Annotated in this window: 22 protein-coding genes and 3 tRNA genes; 12 read left to right on the top strand and 13 right to left on the bottom strand. The window is 40.4% G+C overall.

Going from position 1 to position 21,715, the window contains the following annotated elements; translation table 11 throughout:
- Positions 1–16: 16 nt before the first annotated feature.
- The 9 genes from QY304_01710 to QY304_01750 all read right to left on the bottom strand — a co-directional run bounded on the left by QY304_01710 (position 17) and on the right by QY304_01750 (position 7,062).
- The gene (locus QY304_01710; protein ID WKZ26794.1) at positions 17–355 is read right to left on the bottom strand and encodes a hypothetical protein; all 339 of its coding nucleotides are present in this window, start codon (positions 353–355) and stop codon (positions 17–19) included.
- Positions 352–717, bottom strand: coding sequence for a hypothetical protein (locus tag QY304_01715; GenBank protein WKZ26795.1), 366 nt, complete (start codon positions 715–717; stop codon positions 352–354). Before QY304_01715 ends, QY304_01710 begins: the two co-directional genes overlap by 4 nt.
- Before the next feature lies 1 nt (position 718).
- Positions 719–1,132 (bottom strand): pilin, encoded by a 414-nt coding sequence (locus QY304_01720; GenBank protein WKZ26796.1) that lies wholly within the window; start codon positions 1,130–1,132, stop codon positions 719–721.
- Positions 1,133–1,154: 22 nt separating this feature from the next.
- Positions 1,155–1,631: a pilin gene (locus tag QY304_01725; GenBank protein ID WKZ26797.1), complete on the bottom strand. Its 477-nt coding sequence runs from the start codon at positions 1,629–1,631 to the stop codon at positions 1,155–1,157.
- Positions 1,632–1,636: 5 nt separating this feature from the next.
- Positions 1,637–2,932, bottom strand: a complete 1,296-nt coding sequence (locus QY304_01730) for an extracellular solute-binding protein (protein ID WKZ26798.1) — start codon at positions 2,930–2,932, stop codon at positions 1,637–1,639.
- Positions 2,933–2,959: 27 nt separating this feature from the next.
- A complete protein-coding gene (locus tag QY304_01735) occupies positions 2,960–3,496 on the bottom strand; it encodes a class I SAM-dependent methyltransferase (GenBank protein ID WKZ26799.1) in 537 nt (178 codons plus the stop codon).
- A 62-nt stretch (positions 3,497–3,558) separates the two neighbouring features.
- Entirely contained in the window at positions 3,559–6,030 is a 2,472-nt protein-coding gene (gene gyrA / locus QY304_01740) for a DNA gyrase subunit A (protein WKZ26800.1), read from the bottom strand.
- 17 nt (positions 6,031–6,047) lie between these two features.
- Positions 6,048–6,410 (bottom strand): hypothetical protein, encoded by a 363-nt coding sequence (locus QY304_01745; GenBank protein WKZ26801.1) that lies wholly within the window; start codon positions 6,408–6,410, stop codon positions 6,048–6,050.
- 16 nt (positions 6,411–6,426) lie between these two features.
- A complete protein-coding gene (locus QY304_01750; protein ID WKZ26802.1) occupies positions 6,427–7,062 on the bottom strand; it encodes an MBL fold metallo-hydrolase in 636 nt (211 codons plus the stop codon).
- A gap of 119 nt (positions 7,063–7,181) precedes the next feature.
- Between QY304_01750 and QY304_01755 the strand changes: the two genes are divergently transcribed.
- Positions 7,182–8,384: a S1 RNA-binding domain-containing protein gene (locus tag QY304_01755; GenBank protein ID WKZ26803.1), complete on the top strand. Its 1,203-nt coding sequence runs from the start codon at positions 7,182–7,184 to the stop codon at positions 8,382–8,384.
- A 10-nt stretch (positions 8,385–8,394) separates the two neighbouring features.
- Here QY304_01755 and pth read toward each other — a convergent pair whose 3' ends face one another.
- Positions 8,395–8,982 carry an aminoacyl-tRNA hydrolase gene (pth, locus tag QY304_01760; GenBank protein ID WKZ26804.1) on the bottom strand — a complete coding sequence of 196 codons (588 nt, stop codon included), beginning with the start codon at positions 8,980–8,982 and terminating at the stop codon, positions 8,395–8,397.
- A gap of 80 nt (positions 8,983–9,062) precedes the next feature.
- Between pth and lepB the strand changes: the two genes are divergently transcribed.
- The 7 genes from lepB to QY304_01795 all read left to right on the top strand — a co-directional run bounded on the left by lepB (position 9,063) and on the right by QY304_01795 (position 15,010).
- On the top strand, positions 9,063–9,704 hold the full coding sequence (lepB, locus tag QY304_01765) for a signal peptidase I (GenBank protein WKZ26805.1): 642 nt from the start codon (positions 9,063–9,065) through the stop codon (positions 9,702–9,704).
- A 10-nt stretch (positions 9,705–9,714) separates the two neighbouring features.
- Positions 9,715–10,893: a His/Gly/Thr/Pro-type tRNA ligase C-terminal domain-containing protein gene (locus tag QY304_01770; GenBank protein WKZ26806.1), complete on the top strand. Its 1,179-nt coding sequence runs from the start codon at positions 9,715–9,717 to the stop codon at positions 10,891–10,893.
- A 47-nt stretch (positions 10,894–10,940) separates the two neighbouring features.
- A complete protein-coding gene (locus tag QY304_01775; protein ID WKZ26807.1) occupies positions 10,941–11,192 on the top strand; it encodes a hypothetical protein in 252 nt (83 codons plus the stop codon).
- A 1-nt stretch (position 11,193) separates the two neighbouring features.
- On the top strand, positions 11,194–11,586 hold the full coding sequence (gene ybeY / locus QY304_01780; GenBank protein ID WKZ26808.1) for an rRNA maturation RNase YbeY: 393 nt from the start codon (positions 11,194–11,196) through the stop codon (positions 11,584–11,586).
- A 105-nt stretch (positions 11,587–11,691) separates the two neighbouring features.
- A complete protein-coding gene (locus tag QY304_01785) occupies positions 11,692–12,870 on the top strand; it encodes a cell division FtsA domain-containing protein (GenBank protein ID WKZ26809.1) in 1,179 nt (392 codons plus the stop codon).
- Positions 12,871–12,936: 66 nt separating this feature from the next.
- Complete coding sequence (ftsZ, locus tag QY304_01790) at positions 12,937–14,085, top strand: cell division protein FtsZ (protein WKZ26810.1); 1,149 nt, start codon at positions 12,937–12,939, stop codon at positions 14,083–14,085.
- Positions 14,086–14,089: 4 nt separating this feature from the next.
- Positions 14,090–15,010, top strand: a complete 921-nt coding sequence (locus QY304_01795; protein WKZ26811.1) for an FAD-dependent oxidoreductase — start codon at positions 14,090–14,092, stop codon at positions 15,008–15,010.
- Positions 15,011–15,019: 9 nt separating this feature from the next.
- On the opposite strand, the gene QY304_01800 is transcribed toward QY304_01795, so the two are convergent.
- Positions 15,020–16,036, bottom strand: a complete 1,017-nt coding sequence (locus QY304_01800) for a CAP domain-containing protein (GenBank protein WKZ26812.1) — start codon at positions 16,034–16,036, stop codon at positions 15,020–15,022.
- 75 nt (positions 16,037–16,111) lie between these two features.
- Here QY304_01800 and QY304_01805 point away from each other — a divergent pair, with 75 nt between their 5' ends.
- Positions 16,112–17,392, top strand: a complete 1,281-nt coding sequence (locus QY304_01805; GenBank protein WKZ26813.1) for a Glu/Leu/Phe/Val dehydrogenase — start codon at positions 16,112–16,114, stop codon at positions 17,390–17,392.
- A gap of 18 nt (positions 17,393–17,410) precedes the next feature.
- On the opposite strand, the gene QY304_01810 is transcribed toward QY304_01805, so the two are convergent.
- Positions 17,411–17,496, bottom strand: a tRNA-Ser gene (locus QY304_01810).
- A 120-nt stretch (positions 17,497–17,616) separates the two neighbouring features.
- On the opposite strand from QY304_01810, the gene QY304_01815 reads away from it, so the two are divergent.
- The 3 genes from QY304_01815 to tsaD all read left to right on the top strand — a co-directional run bounded on the left by QY304_01815 (position 17,617) and on the right by tsaD (position 19,014).
- Positions 17,617–17,691, top strand: a tRNA-Glu gene (locus QY304_01815).
- An 8-nt stretch (positions 17,692–17,699) separates the two neighbouring features.
- Positions 17,700–17,771 (top strand) — tRNA-Val (locus tag QY304_01820).
- Between the two features lie 7 nt (positions 17,772–17,778).
- On the top strand, positions 17,779–19,014 hold the full coding sequence (tsaD, locus tag QY304_01825) for a tRNA (adenosine(37)-N6)-threonylcarbamoyltransferase complex transferase subunit TsaD (GenBank protein WKZ26814.1): 1,236 nt from the start codon (positions 17,779–17,781) through the stop codon (positions 19,012–19,014).
- A gap of 19 nt (positions 19,015–19,033) precedes the next feature.
- Here tsaD and QY304_01830 read toward each other — a convergent pair whose 3' ends face one another.
- Positions 19,034–21,415, bottom strand: coding sequence for a hypothetical protein (locus QY304_01830; protein WKZ26815.1), 2,382 nt, complete (start codon positions 21,413–21,415; stop codon positions 19,034–19,036).
- Positions 21,416–21,715: the final 300 nt, after the last annotated feature.

Raw genomic sequence — 21,715 nt, forward strand, 5'->3', positions numbered from 1 at the left:
TATTCTGACTTTTAATCTATCTAGGGATGGGCGACAGTCCGAATCCTAATTGCAAAGCCCACATAATCCCGCCAATACCAACCATTATCACCAAAGCTACGATCCCCCACAACATTCTTTGCCTCCCTTCCCTTCTCTTGTCTTCATTGCCGGAATTCAAAATAAAAACCGCAGCGCCCCAAAGAAAAAACGCTAAAGCAAAACCCATAATGGTAATAAGTAAAAGATAAAGTGGTATCCAAGCCCAAGCCAGAAGAGACTGAATGGTCGGATTTTGAGCCGAAACAAGAGCGGGCGAAAACAAAAAAAATATCGCCAAGAATTTCAAGTGTTTATTTGTAATAGAATATTTCATTTTGTTCTTAATTGGGGTAAAAATTTAAATTCGGAACCAAGAACGCTGGCGTATAGAATCCCAACCAAAGCCCAAGTTGAAACGGCAATAAAAAGCGCGATAATGCCCCAAATCATCAAAGTCTTTCCACTCTTTCTCTTGTCCTCTTCATCGGCTTTCAAGATAAAAATCGCCAATCCCCAAAAAAATATTACAAAAGAAATAAAGATTACGAGGGGCGCGGCTAAAGACAATATGTTTAAAACTATATCCGCAAATTCCTGAAAATTTCTTGGGGTTCTCGGTTGAAGTTGCGCGCTCGCAATATGTGGCAAAAAAAACAAAGTTGACAGAATAAGTGAAAATTTTGAAAACTTCTTCATTTTATTTTTTTGGACATTCTAATCCCGGAATATCAGAAATCAAACAAATTGTATTTTTTATACCCTCGGAAATCACCAACGCGCCGAGTAAAACAGCAATACCAACAACCGTCCAAGTCAGAGATTTCTTGGCGGTCTTCAACTTGTCTTCATTGCCCTGCGCCGTAACAAAAAGAAAGCCGGTAAAGATCAAAGCCAAGACCGCTATCACAGCGCCAATCGGCAAAACAATATCTCTCAAAATCAAGTTAAGAAGACCAATAAGAGTCATTTTTGGGTCCTTGAACGGCGACTCTATGCCGGGAGGATTTGCGGGCTCGGTTATGTTGGCCAAAACCGGATTTACGAAAAATAAAATTAGAAAAATGGAAAACAAACAAAGAGAAACTGCCGAAAAAAAATATTTACTTTTCATTTTCAACATAATTATATCACGATTATTTGTTCGGTCTTAAGAGCTGAAGAAGTGAATCTTCCCGTAACAGAGTTGAAATAATAAGCCAGACAATAAGCCAAGCCGCCAAGACAAGAAAAAGACCAATCGCCACGTTTTTAAAAATCTCGTGGGCTTTCTTGATTTTGTCTTCACTGCCCGCTGCTGTCAAATATAGAAATCCGGCATAAGCAAAAGCGATGGCGGAAAGAGGTAGAGAAATTATAATCAAAAAATTCATTACGTTTTGTGCCAAAATCAAAAGCTCCGTCCAACCGCAACCTTCCGGCGGACAGTTTGGAACCAATCCCCCGCCACCCTGCTGTGATTGCTCGCTTTGCGGTTCAGATGGGGGTGGAGGTGTTGATTCGCCAACTCCGTCTCCAGCATCGGGTAATATTTGCCCTGTCGCTAAGAAAGGCAAAGGGGTAAAAACAAAAACCAGAGTAAAAATTATAGAAAAAAATAAAAACTTCTTCATTTAATTTATCTCAAAATCAAATTAAGTTCTTGATGAGCTCTTTGAACGGCGTCGCGAACTACCGCTCGGCCACCAGTAACCGATTCTATCATGTTTCTGAAGATATTCGACACTCTTGTTTTATCCGGCACTGGCCAAGTCTTTGAAATTACAGCGCTTTGATAAAAAGTCTCCATAAAAGCTCTTTCCGGTCGCAAGGAAAGCAGGTCTCTTCTTGCTGGCGGCAAATTCCTAATCTGACTGAAAGCTCGGGAATTATCTTGGCCGGAAAGAATTGAAGCTACTCTGAAAGCTCCGGCAATATTTCTAGAGCGGTTACTTATCGCAAGACCCTCCATTTTTCCATAGACAATTCTATTATTAACACTTTCGGCTTGGGGTATTAGAGCTACGTCAAAATTAAGGTTAGGATTTCTATCGCGAATTTCAAAAAGTTCGGAAGCAAAACCAAGATAGATCGCTAAATCCCCAGCAACGAAAAAGTCTTTTGACTTGGGCAGGGCGCGGTTCCAGCTATAAAAAGGTTTTAAAGGGTTTGAAAATTCGGTATAAAAACTTAAAGCTCTTTCGGCCGGTAGGGCCGGCAGACCTCTTGCCTCGTCGAGCGTGCTCGTCAAAACCCCGTTTGACTTTTTTTCGGCTATCGGATTTCCGGCCTGCATAATAAGTAAACTCAAAATCTCAAAAGCGTGGTTTATGTTGGTAAACTCACCTAAGGCCAAAGCGCTTCTGGTGATATTAAAATTTGGGTCTCTTCTCGTCAGTGCGGAAGAGATATCATAAAACTCATCCCAAAACGAAGGTGGCTCGATCAATCCGGCAAAGGTAAAAATGTCTCGATTCCAGTACATCACCATAGGATCAATTGAGATCGGCAAAGCCCAAACCCCTTCTTCAGACAAAAAAACTTCAGCGCCCTCAATGAAGGATTTTTTGAAATCTCTTTCCGAAAAACTAGCAAGAGGAACAGCGAAAATTCTCTGTTTTTGCTTCAACAAATTATCACTGCTAACAAAAAACAAGTCTGGTCCGGCGTCTTTTGCCAATGCCTCAAGAAGTTCCTGGTCAAATGTCTCCGGCCTCTTTTCTTCGTAACTTATTTTAATTTCTTCGTTTTGGTCTAGACCGGTAGCTTTAAGGACTTCAGCAAATTGGTTTCTCGGCATCGCTCCCCACATTAAAACCTCAATAACCGCAGTCCTACTCCCACTTCTTGCCATCGCAAAAACCAAAATGCCGATTATGAAAAAAGCGGCAAAAACACCAAGAACAATTAATTGGAATTTAGAAATATTTTTCATGTCAGATTTAGAAATATAATAACACGACTACAATTTCCTAAAGACTAGACCATAATGATGCTCTCCGACATCCGATAACACTCTCTCTAGTACAAAACCGTTTCGGGAAAAAATCTCCTTGGCGACTTCCGGAGAAACCACGCGACTTTTCTCCGGCCCAAGATTGCCAAAAGAATCAAGCCAGTCAATAAGATAAACTTTGCCTTTACCTGTCTTTAAAATTCTTTTGGTTTCCTGAACAAAACTCTCTTTGTCTTCAATTTGAAAAAAAATGTTTGAAGCGATAGCGACATCAACAGAATCATCAACAAGATGTGTCCCGCCCAGCTTTTCAACGTCACCCCAAATTACCTCAATGTTAAAAATCCGTTTTTCTTGCGCGCGTCTTTTCAAGCTTGTTAAGACATCTTTCTGGATATCAACAGCATAAAGCCGGCCTTTTTCTCCAGCGAGTAAAGCTGCCAAAAGTGAGTATTCCCCAGATCCGCAACCTAAATCAACTACGCAAGTTCCGGGCAAAATCTGGAATTTTTCTATATTTTTCTTAGGATTGGTAAAAGGCATTCGGTTTTAATTATACTAAAAAACCAAAAACCGTCTTTAAATTTATTAACAATAGAAAACTTTTACAAGCAAATTGAAGACGCGATTTTGTCACCCTCTCTAAGCTTCATTATTCTAACACCTTGAGTCTGTCGTCCAAGAGTCGGAATCTCGGAAAGCGCGGTTCTGATGACCTGACCTTTTTGTGAAATAGCAACAATTTCTTCCTCCTCTTCTATAACTTTAGCAGTGATAAGTGGTCCGGTCTTTTCAGTAACCTTCGCTGTCTTAATCCCCGACCCACCACGCTTCTGATTTTTGTATTCTTTTAAACTGGTTTTCTTGCCGTAACCACCGCGACTGACAACAAGAATTTCCGGATCTTTATATTCTTTCTTTGCGACCTGCATAGCAACAACGACGTCGTTTTTCCCGAGTCTAATGGCCCTGACACCGGTTGCCCCTCGCCCCATATCTCGAAAATCAGATTCTTTGAATCTGATTGACTGACCTTTGGAAGAAACAACAACCACATCGTCGCCCACACTAACAAGCTCAACCGAGACAAGTCTGTCGCCGGACGGTAGTTTGATAGCGATAATTCCGCTTCTTCTGACATCGCTAAAACTCTCGGCTTTGACTTTTTTGGCAGTACCACGCTCGGTTATCATAAAAACTGAAAGTTTTGAAACATCCTTGCCTTTCTTCAGAGGTAGAATGGAGGTTATTTTTTCATCGGCTTCAAGCGAAATAAAGTTCATAACCGACTTGCCACGAGTCGCCCTTCGGCCTTCTGGCAGTTCGTACATTTTAGTCTTGTAGACCTTGCCTTTGTCAGTAAAAAATAAGACGTCATCGTGAGTGGAAGCTGTCAAAAGGATTGTTACAAAATCTTCTTCTTTGGTATCCAAATCAATAACGCCGACCCCACCGCGTTTTTGTCTTCTAAATTCTTCCGGGTTGGTTCTTTTGATATAACCTCCAGCCGTCAGAACTAGAGCATTTTCTTCTTCCGGCACCAAATCTTCAACTGAAAGATTCTTGACTCCGCCCTTAACGACCTTTGTCCTCCTCTCGTCTCCATGCTTTTCGGCAATTTCTTTGATTTCGTCTTTGATAATTTGCAAAATCATCTTCGGACTGGAAAGAATGGATTTTAATTTTTTAATAAGCTCTTGGGTGGTTTTCAAATCCTCTTCTATCTTTTTTCTTTCCAGACCAGCTAATTTCTGAAGGCGCATTTCCAAAATTGCCGTGGCTTGTATATCAGAAAACTTGAACTCCTGCTTTAGTTTCTTGTGTGCATCCGTAACGTCTTTTGAAGATTTTATAAGCTTGATTATTCGATCTATATGATCAAGAGCTTTTTTAAGCCCTAGAAGAATGTGCTCTTTTTCTTCTGCTTTTCTTAAATCATATTCTGTTCTCTTTCGAACAATCACCACTCTGTGTTCAGCAAATTCTTCAAGCAATCCCTTTAAGGAAAGTGTTTGAGGCACGCCTTTAACCAAGCCGACTGTATTGTAATGGAAAGTTTCTTCCAGTTGGGTGTGTTTATAGAGATAATTCAAGACATTTTGAGGGTGGGCGGTGTTTTTCAAATCTATTACAACCCTAATGTCTTTTGTTGATTCATCGCGCAAGGCCTTAATACCTTCAATTTTTTTCTCGCGAACCATGTCAGCAATCTTCATTATTAAGTCGGCCTTATTGACGCGATAAGGAATTGAAGAAATGATAATCTGCGACTGGCCGGTTTTGTTTTCAACAATTTCCGCTTCGCCTCGAACAATCACCCCGCCTCGGCCGGTGGCATAAGCATGATGAATATCTTTTTCGTTGAAAATAACTCCGCCTGTTGGAAAATCAGGCCCCTTAACAAATTTCAAAAGATCTTCGGTTGTTGCATCTTTGTTGTCAATTAAATAAATGGCCGCCTCTGCTACTTCCCGCAAATTATGTGGCGGGATATTGGTCGCCATGCCAACAGCAATGCCAAGCGTACCGTTTAAAAGCAAATTCGGCGCGGCGGCCGGCAAAACAGTCGGCTCTTGCCTTGTGCCTTCGTAATTCGGCCTCCATTCAACCGTCTCTTTTTCCAAATCGCGTAAAAGCTCGCCGGCGATTCTAGACATTTTGGCTTCGGTATATCTTGGTGCCGCAGCGTTGTCGCCATCAATTGAGCCAAAATTTCCTTGGCCGATAATCAACGGGTAGCGCATAACAAAGGGTTGTGCCATTTTCACCAACGCTTCATAGACAGCAGTATCGCCGTGAGGATGATAATTACCAGTTACATCTCCAGTAATTTTGGCTGACTTTCTAGTCTTGGCACCAGCTGAAAGACCGATCTCATGCATAGCGTAAAGAATTCTCCTTTGGACCGGCTTTAGGCCGTCTCGCACGTCCGGCAAAGCGCGCGCGGTAATAACCGACATCGCATAATCCAAATACGATTCTTTCATCTCCAAAGTTATATCGCGAGAAATAATTCCGGAGTTTTCTGCTCTTAAATCATCTTGTAATCCTTTTTTTTCTGGCTTTTCTTTTGGCATAAAATCACTTAAAGTTTTTAATCAAGGACAATGACTTGACTGTCATCAAGACTTTTCTCTTCTGTTGTCGAAACACTCTTTTCAATTTCCTCAAAAACCTCGGCTTGCTTAGCAAAAAAGTCAGTCATAGCCGATTTTAAGGAAGCAAAGTTTTGCTTGGGAATTTCAAAAGTCTGGCTGAAATTTTTCCGTAACGTTGAGAAAGGTGTATTACCATACTCGCTCTCTTTTGCTTTGGCCAAGGATTCGTTTTGAGACCGAAAGTCTATTATCCAGAAAGAAAATATTACTAGGGTTATAAAAAAAGAAATAACAAAAGCGATGGTTTTCTTTTGCCGTTGCGAACTGTTTGCAATCTTTCCAAAAAAATCTTCGTTCATTTTTAAGAAAATAAAATTAACCTTGAGATAAGACAACGATCTCGCCCTGCTTACCGACTAAATCTTTTTTCCTCAAAGACAGCTTTTCAACCGGCTTCAAATTTTCCTCTCCACCTTCTTTCAAAAAGGTCTTCAAAGAATTTTTGTCGCCATTGAAATTGAAATGGATCGGAATAATTATTTTTGATTCCAGTCCGACTGCTGTCTTATAAGCTTCAGCGGCGCTTAACACGCCATCCCCGCCAATCGGTATAAAAAGTATATCAACTTCTTCTTCTAAAGCGTTGAGGTGGTCTTTTATATTTTCAGAACTTATGGCACCAAGGAAACAAATCGACGTCTCTTCCAAAATCACGTTATAAAATGTATTTGGGCGTTTTTTATTTTTATAAGAAGAAAAAGACGGAAAACCGCGAACAAAGACTCCTCTGAATTCATATTCTCCGGGTCCATTTATGACAAAAGGTTCCTTCTCCCCTCTCGCCAACGATTGCCAACCGTTAAAATCGGGGTCATTCAAACTGATAAAAGCCATATCGGCGCCAAAGGACGACGATTTGTAGTCGGAAGATTTGGAAACAGGGTTAAAAGCAATCGTAATGTCACCAAAGGTTATTTTGACAAATTCTAAACCGTGGTAAGTGATTACCATGCTTAAATTATAGCATACCGCTATTTTAAAATACAGATAGAAAGGCCTAATTTTATCTTTTGACACAAATTAAATAATCAATATAATGGTATAACTTGTCCCAAAAAGACATATAAAAAATGACCCAAACAGCCACTTTAGAATTAGAGAGAGAAGAAACATCAGAAGGCAAGACTAGGAAATCGGTTTCCGAGGAAAATTCTATTGGAGACGATGATAAGTCATTGACCAGCAAATTCATAAGCGAAATCTCAAACCCGCCGGCTGTTGGTGACCTTGTCGATGGCCAGGTTATAGACGTCTATAAAAATTCAGTTTTTGTTGATCTCCAACCGTTCGGCACAGGAATCATTTACGGCCGAGAATTCAATATCGCAAGAGACATCATCAAAAATGTCAGTCCTGGGGACAACATCAGCGGAAAAATAATAGACCTTGAAGAAAAAGATGGTTATTTTGAAATTTCATTAAAAGAAGCTAGGCAAGCAAAAGTTTGGAGCGAAGCTGAAGAAGCTATAAAAAGTAAGAGTATTTTTGAGCTCGTTGTGCAAGAGGCAAACAAAGGTGGCTTAATGCTGACCTGGCAGGGAGTAATCGGATTTCTACCAGCTTCCCAGCTTAATTCTGAACATTATCCGCGCGTTGCAGATGGCGACAAAGACAGGATTCTTGAAGAATTGAAAAAAATGGTTGGTCAGAAACTTTCCGTCTCAATCATCAACGCCTCGCCGAAAGAAGGAAAATTGATTTTTTCTGAAAAAAGTCCAGAGTTGAAAAAGAAGATAAAGATTATAGAAAAATATTCAGTCGGCGACGAAGTTGAAGGAGAAATTACCGGAGTTGTTGATTTCGGAGCTTTCGTTAAAGTTGAAGAAGGTCTTGAAGGGTTAGTACACATTTCAGAAATGGATTGGGGTTTGGTTGAAGATCCAAAACAAATGTTTAAGGTCGGTGAAAAAGTCCGAGTTAAAATCATTGAGGTCAAAGACGAAAAAATATCACTTTCAATCAAGGCCCTAAAAAAGAACCCTTGGACCGAAGCCGAGAAAAAATACAAAAAAGACGACATTGCCACCGGAGTTGTCATCAAATTCAACAAGCACGGAGCTTTGGCTTCAATTGAAGAAGGGGTGGCCGGCTTGGTGCATATCTCCGAATTCGGCAATGAATCAAAACTCCGCGAAAAATTATCTTTAGGCAACAGCTATAAATTCAAAATCACTCTGTTTGAACCAAAAGAACAAAAAATGACTCTCTCTTATATGGAAGCGCATCCGGAAGAAAAGCCGGCCACAAAAGATACGGTAACAGCTAAAGAATAAAATTTTATTTCTAATTCCACTTCCCCATTGCTTTCGGGAGACCTTCGGAAATTATATCTTCAATCGCCAAAACTGATTTTTTTGAAATTTTTTTCAGCTCATCAATTTCTGGTTTTCGAAATTTTCCTAAAATAAAATCAATTACCGCTTTTTCACCTTGCGGTTTTTTCAGTTTCCCGCTCGGAGTCTGTGGAGATATGCCGATTCTCAATCTACCGAACTCTCTGGTTTTCAAACTTCTCTCAATTGATTCAATCCCCCTGTGGCCGCCAGCTCCCCGATTGAAAGAAATTTTCATTTTACCCAACGGCAAATCCAAATCATCGTAAATAACAATCAGGTCTCGAGCTTTTTTGACTGAAGTCACAAAAGAAGCGGCAGAGATACCAGATTTATTCATAAAAGTTTCTGGTTTGATTAAAAGAACTTCGGTTTTTCCGATTTTACCTTTTGAAATCAGGGATTTGGACTTCTTATCAATTTTCCATTCGGGAAATTTTGCCGAACGATGAAAAAAATCGACAACCATCCTTCCAGTGTTGTGCCGAGTCTCCTCATACTCTTCGCCGGGATTACCCAAACCAATTATATAAATCATCAAATATAGAATACTTGAAAAAGTTAAAATCTCAAATTAAAAAAATGAATTTTAACCACTAGAAAAACCAAGAGGGCTGAATGTTTATGTCAGACTCGGCACTCGAGCTTGCGTTATTTTTTTATTCGTATAAAATGGTCTGCAAGATGACGGAAGAAACTCCTCAAGTACATAAAAAAAGCGGTTTTTTTAAAGAGTTAGTGAAGTTTACCTTAATCGCTTTCCTCATCGTTGTCCCTTTCAGGATATTTATCGCCCAACCATTCATAGTTAATGGTGCCTCCATGGAACCAACCTTTCATCCGGGTGAATATTTGATTGTAGATCAGCTAACTTACAAGGCGTTTAGCCAGCCAAAGCGTGGAGAAGTCATAATTTTCCGCTATCCGCAAGACACTACAAAATTTTTTATTAAAAGGGTTGTTGGTCTGCCCGGAGAAACTATCGAAATCAGAGGAGAAAATATCAGAATCAGCAATTCTGATTTTCCTGAAGGATTTCTCCTTGACGAAGATTATCTTTCATTCAGAAAACAAGACAACTTAAAAACAAAATTAAAAAGCGACGAGTATTTTGTAATGGGAGACAACCGACCCCAAAGCTCCGACTCAAGAATCTGGGGTCCATTAAAAGAAGAACTGATAATCGGTCGACCGCTTGTCCGACTGTTTCCAGTCAACCGGCTTCAGTTCCTACCTGGAAGTTTCAGTTTTCAACGATAAATAAACAAAAATGTCATCCACCAAAATAAACAAAAAAAATAGTTTGATTTTGGAGGAAATAGACAAAGCCCTTGAAACGGCGATGTTTTACGGTTTCGTGCCAATCAAGAAACCGAGAGTAACTAAAGAAGATTCGGTATTATCCGGAGATTGCAATGATTGCATCGCTGAGCCAGAAATAGGAAGCGAAATGGAGAGGAGTCACAGACTGGAGAACAAAATCAGAATCTTAAGAAGTTATCTTGACGGGCACTTTCAGAAACTCCCGTCGCCGACAATGGTCTGCTATAAAGAAACAGTGGGCAAACAAAACACCGAGTCTGTTCTAAACCTTTTGATTTTAGGTCAACTTGAGAGTATCGCAGAGGCGATTGCTATAAAAACCGCCACATCCCTTTTATCTCAACATGCTCAAAATCTGAAAGTTGAGATAAATCATATCGGCGATCGAGAGTGTTTTACTAAATTTGAAAAAGATTTCTTCGGTCATTTGAAAAAAAATCTGGACAATACGCCGGGCAACCAAATACAAGACTCCAACATAAACAGGGTCTATAGAAAATATAAAGAAAACGAAAATCTCAAGAGCTTCTGGAATAGCGCCCCAAAACCACTCGATTATTTAGACCAGATAAACATCAAGCATTTCCGAGAAATTTTGGAATATCTTGAACAACTTGAAACCCCCTATGACTTAAACCATTTTTTAATCCCAAACTGGGAAAATTGTCATCGAACTATTTTTAAAATAAAAGACGGGGAAGAAGTTCTGGCATTTGGATTGAGACATCAAAACATCACCAGAAAATTTGGAGTCAGAAAAGACGTGCCAATGCTTTATGTCTCGGTGAAAGACCGTGGCTACAAAAATCAAAAACTGAAAAATATAAAACAATTAAGACCAAAAATATTTTTGATGCATTTAGGCAATAAGGCCAAAGCCAAAAGTCTTATAGTAGTGGACACATTAAGGCGTGCCAAAATTCCTCTATTTCACGCCCTGACCAAAGACCAAATTTCAAATCAGCTTACTATCGCCGAAAGTTTAAAATTCTCACACATTCTTATTATCGGAGAAAAAGAGGCGGTTGAAAATTCAGTAATTGTTAGAGACGCAGAAAGCCGAACACAAGAAACAGTACCAACCCAAACCCTAGTAGGCCACCTAAAAAAGATCGGGGCGTCTTAGAACACTGGTTTGCTTTTAAAAAACTACTGTGGTAGCATATTGCACCTATGTCTACAAACGTTGAAGTTTCAAATTCAGGAACAGAAAATAGTCTTGGCCTGCTTAAAAAGTTCACAAGAAAAGTCCAGGGGTCGGGTGTTTTAAAACGCGCCAGATCAATCAGATACAAGGCCAGACAACTATCCGATTTCAAAAAGAAAAAAGCAACTTTAAAATCATTAGCGAAGAAAAAAGAAGTTGATCGCCTTATCAAATTCGGAAAAATTCAAGACACCAGAAATCGACCGGGTAAAAGATAGAATGTTTGAAATCTCCAAAAAAACCAGAAGCGAGCTACCCATAGGAAGCTCGCTTCTTAAAAAAACAAAAGAAATAGTGGTCGGCAAAAAATACGATCTTAGTCTGGTATTAATAGAAAACAATCTGTCCAAGAAATTGAACAAAAAGTTTCGGGGCAAAAACCGGCCGACAAATGTCTTGAGTTTTTCGCTTTCAAAAAATTCTGGAGAAATTTTCTTAAACCTACCGCTCATTAAAAAGCAGGCTGTCTCGTACGACTTAAGCCAAAAAAATTTTTTGCTTTACCTTTTTATCCACGGCCTACTTCATCTCAAAGGCCTTGAGCACGGAAAAAAAATGGACCGACAAGAAAAAATATTGGCCTCCAAACTCAAAATAAGTATTCCACAATAAAAGCTTCTTTGGCAGAAAATTCAAAATTTCGCTTTCGTGAGCATGGTATAATTTTCAGGAAAATAAAGTTGCGTCTTTAAAGCAGCTAAGTTTTTGAATTTTATCATGGCAAAAAATTTCGTCGTCGGATTTGATGTTGGTACTCAAAATATCCGTATTGGAATTTCCAATGCAATACACGGAGGAGAATTGGTCTTGCCGAAGATAGAAGGTTCCGGAATTTACCCAGCGAAAGGTTTGCACAACGGTTATGTCTCTGAAAAAGAAGAGCTCGTGGAAGCATTAAAGCACGCCAGAAACGACATCGAAAAGAGATTCAAGTTTAGAATAAAAAAAACTTTAGTGTCGGTTGGTGGAATCGGCCTAAATAATATTACGGTTTCGGCAGAAACCGCAGTCTCCAAGGGTGACTCGGAAATTACTGAACTTGATGTAGAGAGATTGTCTGAATTATGCGAGGAAAACATACCGAAACAATCAATAATCAACAGAAAGATCCTTCACTCTATTCCCCTATCATACAAGATCGACGGCAAGCCGACTCCAACTGGAAATCCAATCGGAATGAAGGGTGTTAAGTTGGAAGCTAAATATCTCTTTATCACCGTTCTAGAGCAACATCTGAACAATCTGGTGGACTCCTTTGAAGAAGCTGGGATTGAAGTCTCCGAACTTGTAGCAGGACCAATTGCCGCTGGAATGATCTTATTGTCAAAAAGGGACAGAAGGGTTGGTTGCGCTCTTGTTAATATCGGAGCCGAGACTGTCTCGATAGTCGTCTACGAAAACGGTATCCCTGTGTCACTTGAAATAATTCCGGCCGGCTCGAACAACATCACAAACGATATTGCTTTGGGTTTAAAAATTTCTCTTGAAGAGGCGGACCACATAAAACAAGGCGGGCTGACAACGACCGTTTATCCAAAGAAAAAGCTAGAGGAAATCATTGATGCCAGACTATCTGATATTTTTGATATGGTGGATTCTCATCTAAGAAAAATAGGTCGGAGCGGACTTCTGCCGGCCGGCATAACATTTTCCGGAAGCGGCAGTCAAATCTTCGGACTTGAGGAGTTGGCAAGAGGATATTTGAATCTGCCAACCAGAATCGGAATGATACCAAACAAAAATTCAAAAGAAAGCGGAAAAGATTCTTCTTGGGCATCTGTCTATGGTCTTTGCTTAATCGGCCTCGGCTCCGGCGAAGATGATGAAAGAATGGGGATGTTTTTAAGGAAAGTCGGTTTAAAATTAAAGAGGACAATCAAGCGCTTCATGCCTTAGAAAACAGAATTTGCCATTTTCAAAAGATTTGCTAGTATTATGAAAATTAAATAAACCTTAAATAATATGCCTCAAATTAAACCTGAAGTAGAAGCTTTTGCCAGAATAAAAGTCTTGGGAGTCGGAGGGTCCGGCAAAAACGCAATAAACCACATGATCAACTCCAAAGTCAAAGGGGTTGAATTTATCGGTATCAATACTGACGCGCAAGATTTGCACAATACACTGGCAAAAAGAAAAATTCACATTGGTAAAAACTTGACTCGTGGACTCGGCACTGGGATGAACCCAGAGCTCGGTAGAAAAGCAGTTGAAGAAACACAAGAAGAAATCCAGGAAGCAATAAAAGGTGCTGACATGGTTTTTATCGCTGGCGGCATGGGTGGTGGAACTTGTACCGGTGCCGCACCCCGAATCGCGCAAATTTCAAAAGAGCTCGGCGCTTTAACTGTTGGAGTCGTAACTAGACCATTCTTCTTTGAAGGCCAACAAAGAATGAAAATTGCCGAGCAGGGTTTAAACGAACTTAGAGCGGCGGTTGATGCCATCATCATAATCCCAAACGACCGACTGCTTTCAACAATCCAAAAAGATACGACTGCCAAAAACGCTTTTGCAATGTGTGATGATGTCTTAAAACAAGCGGTGGAAGGAATCTCCGACCTCATTACCACCCCTGGGGTTATAAACACAGATTTTGCCGACATCAAAGCCATTATGGAAAATGCTGGACCGGCCCTGATGGGAATCGGCACAGCAACCGGAGAAAAAAGAGCTGAAGAAGCCGCTAAGGCCGCTATCAATTCCCCACTTTTGGAGCTTTCGGTAAATGGAGCCAAGGGTGTCTTGTTCTCCATTGCCGGCGGAGATGATTTAACAATGTTTGAAATCCAAGAAGCGGCAAAAGTTATCACCGAATCGGTTGATCCAAATGCCAAGATAATTTTCGGAACAGCAAGAGACGAGAAACTCAAGAAAAACGAAATAAAGATTACAGTCATCGCTTCCGGTTTTCCAGAAAATTCAATCAAAAAAACACTTTTTCAAAGTAACGAACATGAAAACGGAGTAAAAGGCAAAATTTATAATTCCCTACCAAGCATGAGCGCGACAAAAGAAAGCCCAGCGTCTAGCGAAGAGAAAAAATCTCCTGTGATTGATGACGACGACGATTGGGGTGCCGTGCCAGCGTTCTTGCGTCGTTCTAAAAAATAAAAAGATGATATACGACCTTGCCATAATCGGCGGCGGTCCGGCTGGTGTTGGCGCCGGAGTTTATGCCGCCAGAAAAAAGTTAAAAACAGTTTTTATAACTACAAATTTTGAAAGTCAGAGTACCGTCTCTCCAGATATCCAGAACTGGATAGGTACGGTCTCTATTTCTGGTCAAGATCTGGCAAAAAATTTCAAGAAACATTTGGAAACTTACGCTGGAGATGTTGTTGATATAAAAGAAGGAGAAACAGCTGTTTCGGTTAAAAAAGAAAATGAAGTTTTTGTCGTAAAAACAACCAAAGCTGAATATTTTGCAAAAACCATTCTCATAGCAAGCGGAAGCCAAAGACGGAAGCTGAAGGTACCCGGCGCCGAGGAATTTGAAAATAAAGGTATTACTTACTGCGCTTCCTGCGACGGCCCAATGTTTTCTGATAAAGATGTCGTGGTGATTGGCGGTGGTAACGCTGGCTTTGAAACTGCCGCTCAACTTTTAGCTTACACCAAGAGCGTTACGCTTTTGCATCGTAGTCCAGATTTTAAAGCAGATCCGGTTACTGTTGAAAAAGTCCTAAAAAATCCGAAAATGAAGGCCTTGAAAAATGTTGATATATTGGAAGTAAAGGGTGAAAAATTTGCCAGTTCAATAGTCTATAAAAGCGATGAGACTGGCGAAGTTGTTGAGATGCCGGCGGAAGGAATTTTTGTTGAAATCGGTTTGGTACCAAATACCAATTATCTAGAAGGTTTCCTTGAGCTTGATCAATACAAAAGAATTCCAATTGATCCCCTAACCCAAGCAACCAAAATTGAGGGCGTTTGGGCAGCCGGCGATTGCACCAATGTTTTATACCACCAGAACAACATCGCCTGTGGCGACGGAGTTAAGGCGCTAGAAGATATCTATCTCCACCTCCACGCCTAGATTTTTTGATCAAGACAACAAACTCAAAACCTCCACACTATTTAGCGAAAATTTATAAGCTAAATACAGGGTTAGTATCAGCGCCAAAAGCAAAAGTCCATAAACAACGTGCTTCCAATGATGCTTATGAATTTCAATAAGCAGGGCAAGAATTACAAAGAAAAAGACAATTGCTCCTAAAACGATATAGATCACGGTCAAAATTAAGGTCGGACTAGATAACAATTTTTCCCAAGTTTTTGAATAATCAGCTGACAATTCAGACCGAACAATCTGTTCTGAATTTATAACCTCTTCGCCAATTTCGGCGTCGCCGACTTCTGGAGACTGAACAGCAACAAAGCTTTGACCTACCCGCTCTTCAGTGAAAATTTCCAACGGTTTTTCTTCCACTACTGCCGACTGGACTTCACTTGATGGCTCTAAGACAATATTTTCCGAACCTTCAGAATCAGCTAAGGCCAAAACTGGCGGAGTAATCAATCTCTGACTTTTCGGATGGCCAAACATCTGCACCACAAAAACCGTCTCTCTGCCTTGGTAAAAACCTCTGGACGTGGCAATACCTATTTCGCTAAATTTATCATTCAAAATATTTGCTCTATGACCCGGTGAATCCATCCAAGCCCTAACAACGTCACCTGAATCTGAAAAGTGGACAGCTAAATTTTCGCCGGCATAAAGAAAATCGTATCCTACTTGGCCAAACCAATACCAAGGTGTTAAACCATCAGGACTGTTGTGAGCAAAATAACCGCGACTTGCCATATCATCGGCCTTAAGCTGGGCAACCGTTTCAAGAGTTGGATTTAATTCCAAAAGTCCCACGCGATTGACCTGTCTATTGTTGTTAGTTAAATCAACTAAAACTCTTGGCAGGATTTCAGCCAAAAAACCGCTTTTAAAAACCACCAGTCTATGAGACACTGACGCAAAGAAAGAGAAGACAATTAAAAAGACCAAAACTGCGATGGAAATCTTAATCCAATTACCGATATTATGTTTATTACCCTTATTATCTACCATACTTTTAAATTATAGCACAAAAACACATCAAGAACAACTAACTTTTTATCCCCCGCCAAGTTAAAATTTATGGATATGAAAAACAATCCTTTCAAAAATTATTTGGAGCGAATGAGCGAGATATCGTCTCTTTTAAATTTAGAAAAAAAATATTTTGAAAAACTGACAACACCGGACAAAATTATCAAGAAAAATATTTCTATAAAATCATCTTCCGGTCAAAAAAAGATTCTTGCTTACCGAGTCCAATGGAACAACGCTAGGGGTCCGTATAAAGGCGGCATCAGATTTCATCCGGAAGCTGACTTAAACGAGGTCAAGACACTTTCGGCTTTGATGGCTCTTAAGTGTGCCGCGGTTGGCATCCCGTTTGGCGGAGCAAAGGGCGGAGCAGCTTTCGAACCAAAAAAATTCAGTAAAAAAAATATTGAAGAGATTTCCAGAAAATGGGTTAGAGAAATGTATAAACATATAGGAGCAACAAAAGACATTCCGGCACCGGATGTCTATACTAATGCCGAAATTATGGGCTATATGCTAGACGAATTTGAAAGAATCAAAGACAAAAGTGAGCCAGCAGCTTTTACCGGAAAGCCCATAATCCTCGGTGGAAGCTTGGGGCGAGACAGCGCAACAGCCCAAGGTGGAGTTTTTGTTTTAGAAGAATTGATAAAAAAGATTTGGCCAAATAAAAGATCTGGATTAAAGATAGTAATTCAGGGTTTTGGTAATGCCGGCTCGCAAGCCGCCAAATTACTTTCTGAGTCCGGCCACAAAATAATCGGCGTTTCAGACAGTCGTGGTGGGATATTAAGCCACACAAATCTTGACCTCAACAAAATAGAAAAAATAAAAAATTCCGGAAAACCAATAAAAGACTTGTATTGTGATGGGGAGAAATGCGATAAAAATAAATTAGCAAAAGACCAAGTTGAACTAGTCTCAAACGAAAAGCTTCTGGAAGCCGACTGCGACATCTTGATTCCGGCGGCGCTAGATAATCAAATAAACGCCAAAAATGCCAATAAAATTAAAGCCAAGATTATACTTGAACTCGCCAACGGTCCGACAACCACTGAAGCTGATAAAATTCTTGAAAAGAAAAAAATCTTAGTGATTCCTGATATTCTGGCAAATGCCGGCGGTGTTACGGTCAGCTATTTTGAGTGGGTGCAGGGCTTACAAAACTTTTATTGGGCCAAAGAAAAAGTCCGTTCCGAATTAAAAAATATTATGGTCAAATCTTTCGATGAAATTTATCAAATTTCTAAAGAGAAAAAACTTTCTTTAAGAAAAGCTGCTTATTTGTTGTCGGTCAAAAGGATCGTTGAAGCAATGAAGGCCCGAGGAATTTAGAAAAATTTATTATAAAAACGGAGGGTACAGGATTTGAACCTGTGAGGGGACAAGCCCCAACCGCATTTCGAGTGCGGCGCTTTAGACCACTCAGCCAACCCTCCAAAGACCTTCCCTGCCGACAGGCGGGTAGGTTTAATTTATACTTTTTTTGCTTTTTTAGCAAAAAATGCTATTATCTCCCTTGCCTTTTCTGTGTGTATAATTTTTGTTGGTCTCATGACGGCCCCGTCGTCTAGCCCGGTCTAGGACATCAGGCTTTCATCCTGAAAACACGGGTTCAAATCCCGTCGGGGTCATTGTAAAGGCGCGCTTAGCTCAGTGGTAGAGCGTCTCGTTGACGTCGAGAAGGTCCAAGGTTCAATCCCTTGAGCGCGCACTAAATTATGAAAATACTCTCCATCGAAACGTCTTGTGATGAGACCGCGATTAGTATCGTTGAAGCCAAAGGTAACATAAAAAACCATCAGTTCAAGGTGCTCTCAAACATTACCCTCTCTCAAGCAAAATTACATGCCAAATACGGCGGGGTCTTCCCTAGTCTTGCAAAAAGAGAACACAGCCGAAATCTTGTTCCAGTACTTCAGAAAGTATTGGAACAAGGTTTCGGAAAACATAAATCACAAACTCCAAATTACAGACAAATCACAAACTCCAAATTACAGAAAATTAAACAAATCCTAAAAAGAGAGCCAGAATTATTAGAACAGTTTTTAGAATTTATACCGACCATCAAAAAGCCGGCGATTGACAAAATTGCCGTTACTTACGGGCCGGGGCTAGAGCCAGCGCTTTGGGTCGGAATAAATTTTGCTAAAGCTTTGTCAGAAGTTTGGTCAACCACCAAGCGGATTCCAGTGGTGCCGGTAAATCATATGGAGGGACACATCGCCTCGGTTTTGCCGTTGCAAAACCGAGGAAACTCTAAATCCGAAACAAACTCAAAACTCAAAAAAAAATTAGAGATTAGAGATTCGAGCTTAGAATTTCCGGCAGTGGCTCTTTTAATATCTGGAGGGCACACTGAATTGGTCTTAGTTAAAGAGTGGGGAGATTATAAAATCTTAGGACAAACAAGAGACGATGCGGTCGGAGAAGTTTTTGATAAGGTAGCCAGAATGCTAGACCTTCCCTACCCAGGCGGACCCGAAATCTCTCGACTTGCGGATCAGGCGCGCAACCTTAAACCAAAAATAAAAAATCTTATTAATTTCCCAAGACCGATGATAAATTCACCGGATTTGGATTTTTCATTTTCGGGGTTAAAGACTGCTGTCTTATACCACTTGCAAAAATATCCAGCAAAGACAACCGAAGAAAAAAGTCTTATCGCCGAAGAATTTGAGTTAGCAGTAGTAGAAATATTTTTAAGAAAAATTAAAAAAGCAATTGAACAATCAGGAGCAAAAACCTTGATTGTCGCCGGCGGGGTCTCTGCCAACAAATTTATAAGGTCAGAAATTGAGAGAAAGTTTGGGAAAGAAATTGAAATTTTAATTCCGGAATTTGAACTTTCCACCGACAACGCTCTGATGATCGCCATTGCCGGATATTTGAAAATACTAAGAAAATCAAAAACCCCGAAAAACATCAAGGCCGAGGGTAACCTCTCTTTTAATTAATGACTTAATAATTAATGACTTAAGCACTAACTTGGCTTTTGCGCAGACGCACAATACGCCAGATAGATAGAATCGCTAAGACCACAAAAACTATCGACAGAGGACCTACGATACAGTTCAGAGAAACAAGCATAAACCCGAATATGAAGACCGATAAGCCGGCGGTAAATATTACCAATTTCTTGGTAAGAATCTGTGAGCGCGTAATCGTTAGATTCATAGAATCCCTTAACGTCAGGAGGTGTGATATGAGCAGTAGAATAATTATGGTGAGCAAAAATAATACCGTGCAACGTGCTCCGTCGCTTAAGTTTTGAGGCAGACTTAAAGCCGAAAGTGCCAAGCCCCTCAAACGACTTTGCAAGCTCGAATCAAGCTCCGTGTCCTTTATAGAATCTATGTCCTTTATAGAATCATCATCTTCTATGACTTCTTCAGTCAAAGCTCCCAAAATCACTTCTAGGCCTTCCCCGGGCTCCCTGCCGTCAGAAAATCTATCTGTTTGAACAAAGTCTGTATCGGTAAATCCGAGACTACCCGTAGATTTTAAGCTCGCCAAAAAATTCCTGAATTCCGCAATTTCAACAAGTTGAGAAATAGTCAAAGGATAGTTTGTCTGGCAAACTATCTCGTTTATTTTTTTACTGGTTGTTATGTAAACAAAACCTGTACCGGCTTCGTGTCCCCATGGCCAGAGAATTTCATTAAAATATCTTTCTTGAAATATAACTACCGCATCAAAAGTTTGCCTGTCAAAAAAACCTGTCACGGGCAAATCAACAAAACCCTCAAGATACTTCAAAAAAGCTTGTAATTTCCTTACTTCTGCAGGGTCGTTGTCCCAATCAATATGCAGATGACCAATGAAAAATTGGCACTGTTCAATAGTTTCGCCCAAGACTTGTGGAACTGGCACAGTTCTAATAAAACCACCCGATCTACTGCTTCCACCAGATGGTGGTGGAGGAGGTGGAGGTGGAGGAGGAGGAGGAGGAGGGGGTGGAGGAGGTGGATCGTCAGAAACTGTCACAGTCGCCGTATCTTCAGCTGTTTCGTCTATGCTGTTTTTGCAGATGACCTTGTAAGTCGTGGTTGCTATCGGGGAGACAGTGACATTGCCGGAAGTCTTGTTGTCGGTATTAAAATTTGTTCCGGTGCAAGATACCGCGTTTTCTGATTGCCAGGTTAAAACAGAGCTCTCTCCTTTCTTGATGTTTTCTGGATTAGCTGTGAGGTTGACTGTGGGCGGTAGAGGGTCATCGTCTTCGTGAACTGTCACAGTCGCCGTATCTTCAGCTGTTTCGTCTATGCTGTTTTTGCAGATGACCTTGTAAGTCGTGGTTGCTATCGGGGAGACAGTGACATTGCCGGAAGTCTTGTTGTCGGTATTAAAATTTGTTCCGGTGCAGGATACCGCGTTTTCTGATTGCCAGGTTAAAACAGAGCTCTCTCCTTTCTTGATGTTTTCTGGATTAGCTGTGAGGTTGACTGTGGGCGGTAGAGGGTCATCGTCTTCGTGAACTGTCACAGTCGCCGTATCTTCAGCTGTTTCGTCTATGCTGTTTTTGCAGATGACCTTGTAAGTCGTGGTTGCTATCGGGGAGACAGTGACATTGCCGGAAGTCTTGTTGTCGGTATTAAAATTTGTTCCGGTGCAAGATACCGCGTTTTCTGATTGCCAGGTTAAAACAGAGCTCTCTCCTTTCTTGATGTTTTCTGGATTAGCTGTGAGGTTGACTGTGGGCGGTAGAGGGTCATCGTCTTCGTGAACTGTCACAGTCGCCGTATCTTCAGCTGTTTCGTCTATGCTGTTTTTGCAGATGACCTTGTAAGTCGTGGTTGCTATCGGGGAGACAGGGGTACTTCCAGAAGTTTTACCTTCAGCGTTAAAACCAACTCCAGTACAAGACACAGTATTTTCAGACTCCCAAGTTAGAATTGAGCTCTCTCCTTTGTCAATTTCTTCGGGGTCGGCGGTGAGGTTAACGATAGGAGCGCTTGCTATAACTTCAGCGTTTATATCACAATTAGCATCTGTGGTAGCTGTAACTTTTACCATCCCCTCTTTTGTCCCGGCAGTATTATATTTTTTCTCAACAGTCAAAGTGTTTCCGGACAACCCATCGGTTCCACTCCATTCAATCTGCATACTTGGGTCACCAAAAGCGCCAGAATCCCACAAAACAGTATCCCCAGCTTGCACTTTTATATCCATAGAGCACTCGGCATAAGCAGAAGCGCTGTATAATTGGGCTGGCTCGGAAGTAAAAGCAAAATAACCCCAAACAGTAAAACTGAAAAGAAAAACAAAGCTAAAAGCCATCGCTAATCTAAGAATTTTGTTATCCCTCCTTTCGGTTTTTGGATTAAGACAGAAATAAATTTTTTCTTGAGAATTCATAGATGTAATGATATGTTGTAACAATATACTAAAAAACACAGAAGTCAAGCCAAAATTTGTCTTAAAATAAGGATTTTTAATAAATGTCCTTTATAAAAAATAAATGTCCTTTATAGTCACCGTGGCTTGTTCACTATAAAGCTTTTTGGGGATTAAATTAAAAATAGATTTTTGTCCTTTATAATGCTCTTTGTCCTTTATAGAAATTGTTAATCTCACTGGCATAAAAACAACAAAGGAATACGAAAAATAATCAGAGATGATGAAAACTGATTTTAACTACCAACGACAATTCATGAT

This window comes from Candidatus Paceibacterota bacterium (genome assembly GCA_030583745.1).
Lineage (GTDB): Bacteria > Patescibacteriota > Minisyncoccia > Phycocordibacterales > BOKC01 > BOKC01.